The organism is Pantoea sp. AS142 (assembly GCF_037152305.1).
Classification (GTDB): Bacteria; Pseudomonadota; Gammaproteobacteria; order Enterobacterales; family Enterobacteriaceae; genus Pantoea.
Genome location: NZ_JBBCMO010000001.1, coordinates 192,021 through 205,819, shown reverse-complemented (window position 1 = coordinate 205,819; position 13,799 = coordinate 192,021). Strand labels below are relative to the sequence as shown.

The following is a 13,799-nucleotide window of genomic DNA, read 5'->3' as shown; positions in this document are numbered from 1 at the left end:
CACCAAAGCAACTCATATATTGCCGTGCGGTCATTGCATATGGCTGGAAGAGGGACAATGCCTTAATGATATCCTTCTGTAATTTCAGTGATAAGATAAAATCGGTCATAATATGATAACCTTATCATTAATTTTGAAATCATAATAATTATTGAGCATGACGATCAACGGTAAACACCCGATTTTTTTGGACAATCACTTATCATTTACATTATGTTTAATTTATTCTTCCATTCATACCCATAGGCATTACTCGAATATAAGAGTCAGCTCTGAAAGTTTTAAAAATTGAATCCTGCTACAACTGTGTATTGCCTCTTTTCTGACACGTTCCCGTTTGAACAGAGCATTCACGGTCTCCGCCATTACTGGCTCGCTATATACATCAAAGGCTGTGAGATATTGCCTGGCGTCAGTGGATTAGGATAAGCAATTGCGAGCGCTGACAGACTCTTTGTCTGAATCCTCTCCGTCAGACATCTCTTCTTCATTAGTGGATTCTATTTTTTTCAATTCACGAATAAATGATGCGACTAAAGCGCAGCTGCAAAAATGATCAACATCACATTAATCTCTCAACGATCGATAATGGTGCAGCGAGCGCTTTAAACGTTCGATTACCTGTTTGCGCGCGCCGTCTCTGAGAGAGGCGTGATAGGGAGAGCAGGTCATAGAAGATGCCGGCGCGGATATCGAGAGTGTTTCATCAAGAATCCGGAGAGTGCGACGGCGACGCCATCGGCCAGACGCTGAGCCGGCACCGGGCATTTGGCGTGGACCGTCATGCAGCGAGGACCCGCAGCAAGCTGGCGGCGAAGAGCATCATTCTGAAATTCGGATCCACCGAGTGCCTCCGTGCGGGTTTAATCGAGCGTGGCCAGCTGCTGGTGGCGCTGATTGATATCGGTGATGATGGCGGCCGGCTGCTTTGCCAGCTACTGTGGCTGATAAGCATTTGCTCACCAGTCACAAAATGAAAACGATTAACACTGGCTAAAACGGGCACTGCATTAAAGGTGTGGTAACCCTGAATCAAAGCAATAAATCACCTGATAAAACCTTATTTCAGAACCTGAATTATTAATTTTATATCCCAATGGAATCTGTTTTTGACGGTCTCCTCTGCTGTGGGCCGTACTGCCTACCCCGCTTCAACCTACTGGTCGCCAGCGATTAATGAGAAGGCCTGGATTTATTGCCTCATAAATACTTACTCCGGCCGCCCACGCACTGCCTATCGTTAATACAGATCGTTTCGGCAGAATTTATCGCTGTTAACGATAAACCGATTAACATCCTGTCTGTCTGATATTTCCTGCTGAATGAGAGAAAAAAAGCTCACCGCGACGGAAGTCTTTGGCTGCTTAACATTGTGACGTCTGGAGACGCTGCGATGCCGGTTGCTGGCCGGTGAGGCGGAGAAGTCATTACCCGCCTCGCCCTTCGACATAAAGCTCCATTGACTTAGGCCCACCGCGCAGGTGAATTCACCGCAGCGATAAAACAATAACGCCAGCAGCATCAACTCATTATCAACATAGGGTTTTCAGTATAAAAAGGCCCACCATCAGGGTGAGCCAATCAGGAGTAGCAAAGATTATTATTAGTGAGCCGCCGCGGTGCCGGGTGCCTCCCGGTGAGTTTTAGACCTGACATTAAACCCGCCCGCTCATCCTCACTTCATTCAGGCCTGGGCCCCGCCGCACAGGGGGATTCACCGCAGCAGCGCTTTTATACCATCCGGCAGGTTAACGCAGGGTCAACGCTTATAGATTGTAGGCTGAGTGTGATTCTGCGTAGAGTCTGGTGCGTGTTCAACCTGCGCAAACGACGCAGGAAATGCCTTACCTATCTCGCCAGCAACCGACAGAACCGTCTCCGCCATTAATGAGCTGATTTTGAGCTACTGCCTGAGGATTTCTACACAGAGAATTCCGGTGAGCGAACTCTTATTAAGTCCTAAAGGCATATCAGCTTTCCCGTTCCGTTAAGGAATAGCTGATTAAGTACAGCATGCTCTGATTTAAGTGTCAGCATTGTTAATCAATTAATAACATTTACAGTTCAGAGAAGCCCCCTTATATTCCATCTCTGCCTGGCATTCCCCGTTGGCTCCGGCGTTATGAAGTGTGCTTATCTGTTACACAGGCTTTAATCAACATTTGAATTCATATCGGGTTATCAGGAAAATAACCCGACGAGCAAACAGGTTATCGTTCCAGGGAACTATAAAAAATGGTGGCTTTAATAATCTTCTTACAGACTGAATATGGCAGCAAGCAAATTGATGAATACTCAGAAATCACTTCTCAACAAAACTTCCATCGTTAGATAAAGAAAGGTGATAGCAACCTTATGAAAATCATTGGCTACTGCAGATTCAAAGAAGAAATTCATTGTAGCCTGTCAGGTTGTAATTAACTTTATGGATTCGGTTTTATTAACAGAACCACTACCGGAGCAGCAACGAATATTGGCCACGTTTGTGGCGGAAAATATCTTTATTTATGCTTAAAAGAGTTAGCAAGCAGTTTCAAAGATTATGACGAAGTCGGGCAGTATAAGGCTGTTATTATGAGTGCTAAAGCGCAATGTGGGGGTTGGATATGCCGCCATAACTTGCTCCGCACTGGAAAGAAAAATTTGGATTATGGTTAGCCGTCACTCACTGACATCCAGAATGCTAACTATGCCGGGGTGCATACCGTCACAGTGACTGCATTTTTCTCTGACCAGCTCAGATTCAATACGTGGCAGTATTTTTTCTTCGCCATCTACAGCGCGGATATAACCTGGATACTTAGTTAACAGAAGAGAATTTGGTACGCCCTACAGGATTCGAACCTGTGACCTACGGCTTAGAAGGCCGGTGCTCTATCCAACTGAGCTAAGGGCGCATGGAGATGGCTCGGATTATACGGGCCGGCCCGTTTGAGTCAACGCTTTTGACCCGCCGGGCAGCCTGGTTGCTGAAGAATAAGACAATGTCAGCAATTCAAAACCTGACAGCGCGCCGCGCTTCTGACAAAATAGCCCCCTTCCCCGATTCAACACAACACAGTGGATTTCCTCTCTGATGGCAGCAAAAATTATTGACGGTAAAACGATTGCGCAGCAGGTGCGCGTTGAAGTTGCGGAAAAAGTGAAGCAGCGTCTGGCCGCCGGAAAACGCGCGCCGGGTCTGGCGGTTGTTCTGGTAGGTGAAAACCCGGCATCGCAGATCTATGTAGCCAGCAAACGCCGCGCCTGCGAAGAGGTGGGTTTTCACTCCCGCTCTTACGATCTGCCCGCCACGACCCGCGAATCTGAGCTGCTAGAGCTGATTGATATGCTCAATCAGGACAATGAAATCGACGGTATCCTGGTGCAACTGCCTCTGCCAGCCGGTATTGATAACGTGAAGGTGCTGGAGCGTATTACGCCTGATAAAGATGTTGATGGATTCCACCCTTATAATGTTGGTCGCCTGTGTCAGCGTGCGCCAACTCTGCGTCCCTGCACGCCTCGCGGTATCGTGACGCTGCTGGAGCGCTATGACATTGACACTTATGGCCTGAATGCCGTCGTGGTCGGGGCGTCTAACATCGTCGGCCGTCCGATGAGCATGGAACTGCTGCTGGCGGGCTGCACCACGACCGTTACCCATCGCTTTACCAAAGATCTGCGCCATCACGTTGAGCATGCCGATCTGCTGGTGGTCGCGGTCGGTAAGCCAGGTTTTATTCCGGGTGAGTGGATCAAACCGGGCGCCATTGTCATCGACGTGGGTATTAACCGGCTGGAGAGCGGCAAAGTGGTGGGCGATGTTGATTTTGAGAGCGCATCAGAGCGCGCCTCCTACATCACCCCGGTACCGGGCGGTGTCGGACCGATGACCGTCGCCACCCTGATTCAAAACACGCTGCAGGCGTGTGAAGAGTTTCATGATAAAGAGAGTGTTTAAATGACAAGTTTCTCACTGGGTAAATTCCCGCATGTCGATCTGTGTGACCTGCTGAAGCTGGAAGGCTGGGTTCAGAGCGGCGCACAGGCGAAAGTCGTGATTGCTGAGGGTGAAGTGAAGGTCGATGGCGCGGTAGAAACCCGTAAACGCTGCAAAATCGTTGCCGGTCAGACCGTGGAATTCTCTGGTTTCCGCATTACTGTAGTCGAGTAATTCCGGGGCGTCCCTGCGGGGACGCTGTTACAACACCCCCTCCTCCCCTTTCACCCGCGTCTCCCCTTCCTGCTGTTCCAGTGCTATACGATTTACCGCCGTGTACTGCGCAATAAGCGTCGCGAGCCGGGGTGAATGACGGGTAATCCAGAGCTGACTGAACGTGCTGGCTTCGGCGATTAAGCGTGCCAGCGCAGGCAACAGATCTTCATGCAGGCTGTTTTCCGGCTCATTGAGTGCCATAAAGGCGGGCGGACGCGGACTGAGTAGCGCAACAACCAGACAGAGAAACCGCAACGTGCCGTCAGAAAACGCCGCGCTCTCAAGCGGGCGCAGAATGCCGTAGCGGGACATCAGCATCTGAAACTGCACCTCGACGTCAAACTGGCTGTCGGGAAAGGCCTGCGCCATCACTTCAGACAAGAGTTCTGAATGACCACGCTCCACAATGGTCGCCCAGGCCGCCGCCAGATTACTGCCATCATGGCTCAGCACCGGCGCACGCACGCCAATCTGCGGCGCACGTATCGGTGAGCCAGGCCAGACTGCGAACTCATGATAAAAGCGCCACTGCTGCAGTCGTTCGCGCAGTTGCGAAAGCTCCGGATAGAGATGAGGCTCCCCAAGCTGACCAAACAGCGACTCTTCCGGATGCAGCACTGCCGGATAAGCGACGCGCTTGCCCTCAACGTTGTGCAGAAAGGCAGTCTGGTTCTCCCGTTGCATAATGCAGCTGGAAGGCCGGCGCTGTTGACCGCTGAGCCAGAGCCTCTCCTGTTTCACCAGTGGATCGAGATTGAACAGACTGGTTTCCAGTGGCTCAGGAAAGCCAATCTCCAGTTGGTAATCCATATCATCCATCACCACGGCCAGCTTCAGACGCTTTGGATCGTGTCGGCGATCGCTCCAACGTAAACCGCCTGCCCACATCGCTTTCTGAATGCCCCCTTCGTCAGCCAATGCCCGCGCCAGACGGCCGCTGGCCGCCTCATGCAGCAACTGCACCGCTTTATAGAGGTTGGATTTACCACAGCCGTTGGGACCACTTACCACATTCAGCCGTTGCAGCGACAGCGTCAGGTGGCGTATTGAGCGAAAGCCACGGATCTGGAATTTGTTCAATCGCCATAATAAAAAAGGGCGATTGCTCGCCCTCCCCGGTTTATTTTCGACGCCAGCTGGAGCCTTGCGGCCCGTCCTCGACGATGACGCCCAGTGCGTTAAGCTTGTCGCGCGCAATATCTGCTTCCGCCCAGGCTTTGGCGGCGCGTGCATCGGCACGGGCTTTCACCCAATGCTCAATCTCGGCAACCTCTTCATCATTTACCTGTGCGCCGCTTTGCAGGAACAGTTCAGGATCCTGCTGCAGAATACCCAGCACGTTGGCCATCTCGCGCAGCTTCGATGCCAGTCCATGCGCTGAAGCACCGTCTTCGCTTTTCAGGCGGTTGACTTCACGCGCCATGTCGAACAGCACTGAATAGGCTTCCGGTGTGTTGAAATCATCATCCATCGCGCTACGGAAACGCGCTTCAAACGCTTCGCCTCCGTGGGCTTTCACGCTGCTGTCGGTGTGGCGCAGCGCCGTATAGAGACGCTCCAGCGCCGCACGCGCCTGATTCAGGTTATCTTCGCCGTAGTTGAGCTGGCTGCGATAGTGACCGGACATCAGGAAATAACGCACCGTCTCTGCATCATAATGTTGCAGCACGTCTCGCACGGTGAAGAAGTTGCCGAGCGATTTAGACATCTTCTCGCGGTCTACCATCACCATGCCGGAGTGCATCCAGTAATTAACGTAAGGACCGTCATGGGCGCAGCTTGACTGGGCGATTTCATTTTCATGGTGCGGGAACATCAGGTCTGAACCGCCGCCGTGAATATCAAAATAGGTGCCCAGCTGTTTGCAGTTCATCGCCGAGCACTCGATGTGCCAGCCAGGACGGCCGTTGCCCCATGGCGATGACCAGGCCGGTTCATCCGCTTTGGACATCTTCCACAGCACGAAATCCATCGGATTGCGCTTCACGTCGGCGACTTCAACCCGTGCGCCCGCCTGCAGCTGCTCCAGATCCTGACGCGACAGCGCACCGTAATCGGTGTCGCTGAGTACATCAAACATCACGTCGCCATTCTCTGCCACATAGGCGTGATTGCGAGCGATGAGCGTCTCCACCAGCTCAATGATTTCAGCAATATGACGGGTAGCGCGCGGCTCCTGATCGGGTGGCAGAATCCCCAGCGCGGCGAAGTCGTTGTGCATCTCGCCAATCATGCGGTTGGTCAGGGTTTCGATGCTTTCGTCGTTTTGGTTGGCGCGTTTAATGATTTTGTCATCAATATCGGTGATGTTACGTACATAATTAAGCTGATAACCGAGGTAACGCAGGTAGCGCGCCACCACGTCAAACGCCACGAACGTCCGCCCATGACCAATGTGACAGAGGTCATACACCGTGATGCCGCAAACATACATCCCGATTTTACCGGCATGAATGGGTTTGAATTCCTCTTTCTGTCGACTCAGGGTGTTATAAATCTTAAGCATTGAACGGTTCCGTTTTCGCGTGTGGTTGGCACTTTTAAGTATCCAGACATTGTGCCGTATTTTTATCGCTCGCGCGACGCAAAGCAAGCCAACTGCGCCACGCTGCTGACGCGTCATTGGAAATTATGATATAAGAACGGTCGACAAAAAGGGGTACGTCAATCGACAGATCGGCCCCAGCAACTGATGACAACCTTTACAGGATGACAAAAATGGTAACTTTCCAGACGAACCATGGCGATATCGTAATCAAAACTTTCGACGATAAAGCGCCGGCAACCGTACAGAACTTCCTGGATTACTGCCGTGAAGGTTTTTACGACAACACCATTTTTCACCGCGTAATCAACGGCTTTATGATTCAGGGCGGCGGCTTCGAACCGGGCATGAAGCAGAAAGAGACCAAAGCCGAAATTCAGAACGAAGCGAGCAACGGTCTGAAAAACACCAAAGGTACACTGGCAATGGCGCGTACCTCTGCGCCGCACTCTGCGACCGCACAGTTCTTCATCAACGTCGCTGACAACGACTTCCTGAACTTCCGTGACGAAAGCGTTCAGGGCTGGGGCTACTGCGTGTTCGCTGAAGTGGTTGAAGGTATGGATGTGGTCGAGAAGATCAAAGCGGTCTCTACCGGCCGCAGCGGCATGCACCAGGACGTGCCAAAAGACGACGTCGTTATCCAGAAAGTGACCGTCAGCGAGTAATGTCGCGCACGCTGTTTATCGCAGATCTCCATCTGTGTCAGGAAGAACCGGCGATTACCGCCGGTTTTCTGCATTTTTTACAGCGCGAAGCGCCCCACTGCGACGCGCTTTATATTCTCGGCGATCTGTTTGAAGCCTGGATTGGCGACGACGATCCCAATCCATTGCATCAGCAGGTGGCTCGCGCCCTGCGCGCCCTGCCGGTTCCGGTTTATTTTATTCATGGCAATCGCGATTTCCTGATTGGCCGACGCTTCGCGCGCGCCAGCGGGATGACGCTGCTGCCGGAAGAGCAGGTACTAACGCTACACGGCCAGCGATTGCTGATCATGCACGGCGATACGCTCTGTACAGACGATGCAGGTTATCTGCGTTTTCGGGCCAAAGTACACAATCCGTGGATCCAGCGTCTGTTCCTGGTGTTGCCATTGTCGTTCCGCAAACGCATTGCCGCCCGAATGCGTGCAGACAGCAAACAGGCTAACCAGCACAAATCACAGACCATCATGGATGTGAATCAGGAGGCGGTCGCCGCCGCTATGCTGCGCCAGCAGGTGCCTTTACTGATTCACGGTCACACCCATCGTCCGGCTATTCATACGCTGAGCCTGCAGGGTGAAACGGCGCAACGCGCGGTGCTGGGTGCCTGGCACAGCCGTGGCTCGATGATCCAGCTCGACGCCAACGGCATTCAGCTCATCGATTTCGACTTTTAATCTGCAATTAAATCCACGCCCTTAACCCCGACGCAACCGTTTTCCTTGGGTGCTTCTCATGCTATTCTCGGTGCCCTTCAAAACCTGTCCGCCCGGCCAGGTCTGTTTGTTCATTCACAGGAGTTGACCGCATGTCATCCAACGCCCCGGCCCGCATCGCCCTTGTTATGGGTTCCAGAAGTGACTGGGCCACCATGCAGTTCGCCGCTGAAATCCTTACCAGCCTGGACGTCCCTTTTCATGTTGAAGTGGTCTCTGCGCACCGCACACCGGATAAACTGTTCAGCTTCGCCGAAACGGCAGCCGGCAATGGTTTTCAGGTGATTATTGCTGGCGCAGGTGGCGCGGCGCATCTGCCGGGTATGCTGGCGGCAAAAACGCTGGTGCCGGTACTGGGTGTGCCGGTGCAGAGCGCAGCACTGAGCGGCGTCGATAGCCTCTATTCGATTGTGCAGATGCCGCGCGGTATTCCGGTCGGTACGCTGGCGATTGGCAAGGCGGGCGCAGCCAATGCCGCGCTGCTGGCGGCGCAGATTCTGGCGCTGCATGACAGTGCGCTTGCGTCACGCCTGACGACCTGGCGTCAGAGCCAGACCGATGAGGTGCTGAACCATCCCGATCCGCGGGTGGATGCATGAAGCCGGTTTGCGTACTGGGCAACGGCCAGTTAGGTCGTATGCTGCGTCAGGCGGGTGAGCCCTTGGGCATCGCGGTATATCCGGTGGGTTTAGATGCCGATCCCGCCGCACTGCCGATAGCCGACAGCGTGATCACCGCCGAAATCGAACGCTGGCCGGAAACAACACTGACGCGTGAACTGGCCAGCCATCCGGCCTTTGTTAACCGTGATATTTTTCCGCGTCTGGCCGATCGCCTGACGCAGAAACAGCTGCTGGATCAGCTGGGACTCGCCACTGCGCCGTGGCAGTTGCTGACGGACATAAGCGAATGGCCAGCAGTGTTTGACTCGCTGGGCGAGCTGGCGATTGTGAAAAGCCGCACCGGCGGTTACGACGGGCGGGGTCAGTGGCGTCTGCGTGCCGATGAAACTCATACGCTGCCGGAGGCGTGCTACGGCGAATGCATCGTTGAGCAGGGCATCAACTTTTCCGGTGAAGTGTCACTGGTGGGCGCGCGCGGTCACGATGGCAACGTTGTGTTCTATCCGCTCACGCATAACCTGCATCAGGACGGCATTCTGCGCACCAGTGTCGCGCTGCCACAGGCGGATCAGGCACAGCAGCAGCAGGCCGAAGCGATGTTGAGCGCGATCATGCAAGCGCTGAATTACGTTGGCGTGATGGCGATGGAGTGTTTCGTTACGCCTGCCGGCTTGCTGATCAACGAACTGGCGCCACGTGTCCACAACAGCGGTCACTGGACGCAGAACGGCGCGTCAATCAGCCAGTTCGAGCTGCATCTGCGCGCCATTCTTGGCCTGGCATTACCGCAGCCGGTAGTGTTTGCCCCATCAGCGATGGTCAATCTGATCGGCACCGCAGTGAATCTCAGCTGGCTGCAGCAGCCACTAGTGCATCTGCACTGGTATGACAAAGAGGTGCGCCCGGGTCGTAAAGTGGGCCATCTCAATCTGACCGACAGCGATGCAGAGCGCCTTAAGGCGGCCCTTAACGCGCTGGTGCCTCAGTTACCGGAAGCCTACGCCAGCGGCATCGCCTGGGCCGTTGAAAAACTGTAATCTCCGCACCGCCTGATAGTACCTTTATCAGACAGCTCAGAAGCTCAATGCGATGGGAACATACCCCTGGAGCAAAGCATAGCGGGCCAGAGATGGCCCGCGCTGAGCCTGCCATGGATAGCGTCTTTACGAAGGGCGTATGCTCCCTGAGCCAGCACCTTACCGTCGAGTGCTGAGAGTGCTAACGACGGCTTTGGGTAAGGTCTGGACGATAGTTAAACCCAGCCCTCACTTACGCCGCATCAAACTTCCTGAACAGCGCTTTCCCTTTCAGTAATCGGATGCCCAGCCAGCCACCGCACAGCGATAACAGCAGCGCGCCGCATAACGGTAACGCCAGCCACAGTGTCCAGTCAGGCTGCCACGGGAAGTCGAAAATCTTCCGCTGTAATCCCCACAGCGCCGCTTCTGCTCCCATCGCCGCTGCGACACCAGAAACCACGCCGAGCAGCGCAAACTCACACCACAGTGTCGTGCGCAGCAGCCGCTTGCTCGCACCCAACGTGCGATAGACCACCAACTCCTGACGACGCTGACGCATCCCCACCTGAATCTGCGCCAGCAAGAGCAGCAGGCCACAGGCGGTGACCAGCACCACCATGATCTCCAGAGCCCGGCTGACCTGTGTCAGCACCTGCCCGACTTGCCGCATGATGCTGCCGATGTCCAGCAGACTCAGCGCCGGAAAGGCGCGGTTTAGCTGCGCCAGCAGAGCAGGATTAGCCTCCATGCGGAAACTGGTGAGCCAGGTCTGCGGCTGGCTGTCGAGCGCACCCGGCGGGAAGATAAAGAAGAAGTTCGGCTTCAGGCTTTCCCAGTCCACTTTACGCAGGCTGGTGATGCGTGCGCTGAAGGTCTGCGTATCGCCGTCGAACGTCAGGGTATCGCCGAGCTTCAGTCCCAGCCGATCCGCCAGTTCCACTTCCATCGATACCTCACCTGCTTTCGGCGGCCAACGGCCTGCCACCAGCGGATTGTGATCGGGGCGATCGGACAGCGCCGTCAGGTTGAGTTCGCGGTTCAGCGCGTTATCCAGCTTAGGATCGGCCGGTTTACCGTTGAGTTCACTGAGCCGCACCCGCGCAATCGGGTAAAAAGTTTCGGGCCTAATCTGGTGCGCTTGCAGGAAATCACGTACCTGCGGCACCTGCTCGGCCGTCATATTGAGCAGGAAGAAGTTCGGACTATCTGCTGGTAACTGCTGCTGCCAGCGATCCAGCAGATCGCCACGCATCACCAGCAGCAACGCCAACAGCATAAAAGACAGCGAAAAGGCCGCGAGCTGGCTCAGCGTCATGCCGGGCTGGCGCAGCAGTCGGTTAATCGCCAGTCGCAACGCCAGATTGCGAATCACCAGCCGACGCAGCAGCAGCAGGGTTCCCCAGCCGAGTAAGGCCAGTAATCCCGCCAGCACCACCACACCTGTCAGCAGCGCCCAGAGCATTTTACTGCCGCCGACCAGCAGCGCTAACAGCGTGACGACGACCGCCATCATCACCGGAATATAGATCTTCAGTGGCCAGAGGTTTACCACTGCATCGCGCCGCAGCACCCGCAGCGGCTGCGTCGCCAGCAGCAGACGATAGGGACGCAGGCCAACCAGCAATGAAATGACAAACAGCGAACCCACTGCCCAGATCCACGGCCAGACGCTGGCCGCCGGTAAGCTGGCGGGCAGTACCGGTTTCAGCATTACCATCAGAATCGCTTCAACGCCCTGCCCGACCAGACCACCGGCAATCGCCGCCAGCAGCAGCACCGCCAGCCACTGACCAATGATCAACCGCTGCAACGCGCCATGCGTCGCCCCCAGGGTTTTGAGCACCGCCACCAGATCGTAGCGGCTGCGGCAATAGTGACTCATGGCGACCGCCACGGCCGCAATCGCCAGCATCAGCGTCAGCAAGGCCGAGAGCAGCAGGAACTGCTGCGCCCGCTGCATTGATCGACCTAGCGCATCTTCCGCGTTTTCCACACTAATCCAGCGCTGGTCCACCTTCAACTGCGGTTCAATCCAGCGGTCATAGCGGCCAAGCTGATCGGGGTTGCCGGAAAATTTGTAGCGCCAGGTGATGCGACTGCCAGGCTGAATCGCGCCGGTTTTCGCGACATCCGCCAGGTTAATCAGCAGGCGCGGTGCCATCTCAAAGGGGTTGAAGCCGCCATCCGGTTCCTGGATCACCTCACCGCTGATGCGCAGCTGGGTGTCACCCACTTCCAGCATGTCGCCCACTTTCAGGTTCAGCAGCGCCATCAGGCGCGGTGCCGCCAGCGCGGTGCCCGCCTGCGGTCTGACTCCTGGCGGCTGCGTCTGCAGCGTGCCAAACATCGGGTAACGGTCATCCACCGCTTTAACGGAGGCGAGCTGAGGTGACTGATCGGCAAAGGTCATGGTCATAAAAGTCAGCTGACGACTGACTGTCAGGCCGGTTTCCCGCGCTTTCTCCAGCCAGGCTTCAGGCGCGGCATCACTACTGCGCAGCGTGCGGTCGCCCGCCATAAAGTCACGGCTCTGCTGATTCAGTCCTTTTTCCATGCGATCGCTGATCGACCCCAGCGCCAGTACACAGGCAACCGCCAGCGTCAGGGCCAGCCAGACAATCAGCAGCGAGGGCGAACGCCACTCGCGCCAGAACCAGCGCCAGATCATTGCTCCTCCCACAATTTACCGTCGCGCAGCCGCAGGCGACGGTCGCAGCGCGCCGCCAGTTGCTGATCATGCGTCACCAGAATCAGCGTAGTGGCGAAGTCGCGATTAAGGGAAAAAAGCAGATCGGCGATACGGTCACCGGTTTTACGATCGAGATTGCCGGTCGGCTCATCGGCAAACAGCAGGCCAGGACGGCCACTGAAAGCGCGGGCCAGCGCCACCCGCTGCTGCTCGCCGCCTGAAAGCTGGGCGGGCAGATGGTGCAGACGTTCACCCAGCCCAAGCAGCGTTAACAATTCCCGCGCCTGTTCCCGGCTCAGGCGGTCGCTTTCGCCGCGCAGCAGCGAGGGCAACTGCACGTTCTCCAGCGCATTCAGGGTCGGAACTAACATAAAAGACTGAAACACAAAGCCGACCTGCCGGGCACGGAGAGCCGCGCGCTGCTCTTCGTTCATCTGATGTAACGGCTGCCCCAGCAGATGGACTTCGCCGCTGCTGCCATCGTCCAGCCCGGCCAGAATCCCCAGCAGGGTTGACTTGCCGGAGCCGGACTCGCCAATCAGCGCAATGGTCTCAGCTGGTTTGACAACCAACTCAACTCCGGTAAGGATGGTTAACTGATGCTCTCCCTGACCGACGGACTTAGTAAGATGATGAACTTCAACAATGTTTTCCGCTGGCATTATCCCTTCCTGTTATTGATTCTTCTGATGGTGTCGCGTCTTGCTGCTGCGGATACCCTGCTGGTGCTCGGCGACAGCCTGAGTGCGGGCTATCGCATGTCTGCCACCACGGCCTGGCCCAGCCTGCTCGATAAGCAGTGGCAGCAGAAACCTAAAGTGATCAACGCCAGCATCAGCGGTGATACGGCCGCACAGGGGCTGGCGCGCCTGCCTGCGCTATTAAAACAGCATCAGCCGCAATGGGTGTTAATCGAACTGGGCGGTAACGATGGTCTGCGCGGTTTCCCGCCCGACGCTATCGCGCAGAATCTGAGTAAAGTGATCGACGATGTTAAAGCCGCCAATGCGAAGCCGCTGCTGATGCAGATTCGTCTGCCTGCCAACTATGGCCGCCGCTACACTGAAGCGTTCAGCGGCATCTATCCCGGTTTAGCCCAGCAGCATAACATTCCTCTGGTGCCCTTTTTTATGGAGCAGGTCTATCTTAAACCCGAGTGGATGCAGCAGGATGGCATTCATCCCAATCCTGATGCCCAGCCGTTTATCGCCAGCTTAATGGCGAAAGAACTGTCCCCCTTAGTTAAGCAGCCGTAGCGCGCCGGGATGCGCCCAAAGGGTAAAGAAATGCAAAAGTGCTTTT

At 55.4% G+C, this 13,799-nt stretch carries 13 protein-coding genes and 1 tRNA gene; 8 read left to right on the top strand and 6 right to left on the bottom strand.

Annotation, left to right across the window (positions count from 1 at the left end):
• Positions 1–698 precede the first annotated feature (698 nt).
• The gene (locus WFO64_RS01050) at positions 699–977 is read left to right on the top strand and encodes a hypothetical protein (RefSeq protein WP_337008204.1); all 279 of its coding nucleotides are present in this window, start codon (positions 699–701) and stop codon (positions 975–977) included.
• A 263-nt stretch (positions 978–1,240) separates the two neighbouring features.
• Here the strand turns inward: WFO64_RS01050 and WFO64_RS01045 are convergent, their stop codons facing one another.
• The gene (locus WFO64_RS01045) at positions 1,241–1,522 is read right to left on the bottom strand and encodes a hypothetical protein (protein WP_337008202.1); all 282 of its coding nucleotides are present in this window, start codon (positions 1,520–1,522) and stop codon (positions 1,241–1,243) included.
• Between the two features lie 1,298 nt (positions 1,523–2,820).
• A tRNA-Arg gene (locus WFO64_RS01040) sits at positions 2,821–2,897 on the bottom strand.
• Between the two features lie 179 nt (positions 2,898–3,076).
• On the opposite strand from WFO64_RS01040, the gene folD reads away from it, so the two are divergent.
• Together folD and ybcJ are read left to right on the top strand one after the other, a co-directional pair.
• The gene (folD, locus tag WFO64_RS01035; RefSeq protein ID WP_337008200.1) at positions 3,077–3,943 is read left to right on the top strand and encodes a bifunctional methylenetetrahydrofolate dehydrogenase/methenyltetrahydrofolate cyclohydrolase FolD; all 867 of its coding nucleotides are present in this window, start codon (positions 3,077–3,079) and stop codon (positions 3,941–3,943) included.
• Positions 3,944–4,156, top strand: a complete 213-nt coding sequence (gene ybcJ / locus WFO64_RS01030; protein ID WP_337008198.1) for a ribosome-associated protein YbcJ — start codon at positions 3,944–3,946, stop codon at positions 4,154–4,156.
• A gap of 27 nt (positions 4,157–4,183) precedes the next feature.
• Here ybcJ and WFO64_RS01025 read toward each other — a convergent pair whose 3' ends face one another.
• The gene (locus tag WFO64_RS01025; protein ID WP_337008196.1) at positions 4,184–5,278 is read right to left on the bottom strand and encodes an AAA family ATPase; all 1,095 of its coding nucleotides are present in this window, start codon (positions 5,276–5,278) and stop codon (positions 4,184–4,186) included.
• 40 nt (positions 5,279–5,318) lie between these two features.
• Entirely contained in the window at positions 5,319–6,704 is a 1,386-nt protein-coding gene (gene cysS, locus WFO64_RS01020) for a cysteine--tRNA ligase (protein WP_337008194.1), read from the bottom strand.
• 212 nt (positions 6,705–6,916) lie between these two features.
• On the opposite strand from cysS, the gene ppiB reads away from it, so the two are divergent.
• From ppiB to purK, 4 genes are all read left to right on the top strand, one after another.
• Positions 6,917–7,411 carry a peptidylprolyl isomerase B gene (ppiB, locus tag WFO64_RS01015; RefSeq protein WP_010259052.1) on the top strand — a complete coding sequence of 165 codons (495 nt, stop codon included), beginning with the start codon at positions 6,917–6,919 and terminating at the stop codon, positions 7,409–7,411.
• Positions 7,411–8,127 carry a UDP-2,3-diacylglucosamine diphosphatase gene (gene lpxH, locus WFO64_RS01010; protein ID WP_337008192.1) on the top strand — a complete coding sequence of 239 codons (717 nt, stop codon included), beginning with the start codon at positions 7,411–7,413 and terminating at the stop codon, positions 8,125–8,127. The genes ppiB and lpxH overlap by 1 nt, the downstream gene beginning before the upstream one ends.
• A 131-nt stretch (positions 8,128–8,258) precedes the next feature.
• Positions 8,259–8,765 carry a 5-(carboxyamino)imidazole ribonucleotide mutase gene (purE, locus tag WFO64_RS01005; RefSeq protein WP_337008190.1) on the top strand — a complete coding sequence of 169 codons (507 nt, stop codon included), beginning with the start codon at positions 8,259–8,261 and terminating at the stop codon, positions 8,763–8,765.
• The gene (gene purK / locus WFO64_RS01000) at positions 8,762–9,826 is read left to right on the top strand and encodes a 5-(carboxyamino)imidazole ribonucleotide synthase (protein WP_337008188.1); all 1,065 of its coding nucleotides are present in this window, start codon (positions 8,762–8,764) and stop codon (positions 9,824–9,826) included. The genes purE and purK overlap by 4 nt, the downstream gene beginning before the upstream one ends.
• A 232-nt stretch (positions 9,827–10,058) precedes the next feature.
• On the opposite strand, the gene ybbP is transcribed toward purK, so the two are convergent.
• A complete protein-coding gene (gene ybbP, locus WFO64_RS00995; protein ID WP_337008186.1) occupies positions 10,059–12,476 on the bottom strand; it encodes a putative ABC transporter permease subunit YbbP in 2,418 nt (805 codons plus the stop codon).
• Entirely contained in the window at positions 12,473–13,159 is a 687-nt protein-coding gene (ybbA, locus tag WFO64_RS00990) for a putative ABC transporter ATP-binding protein YbbA (RefSeq protein WP_337008184.1), read from the bottom strand. The genes ybbP and ybbA overlap by 4 nt, the downstream gene beginning before the upstream one ends.
• Between ybbA and tesA the strand changes: the two genes are divergently transcribed.
• Complete coding sequence (gene tesA, locus WFO64_RS00985) at positions 13,127–13,753, top strand: multifunctional acyl-CoA thioesterase I/protease I/lysophospholipase L1 (RefSeq protein WP_337008182.1); 627 nt, start codon at positions 13,127–13,129, stop codon at positions 13,751–13,753. The two genes, ybbA and tesA, sit on opposite strands and share 33 nt — an antisense overlap.
• Positions 13,754–13,799 lie beyond the last annotated feature (46 nt).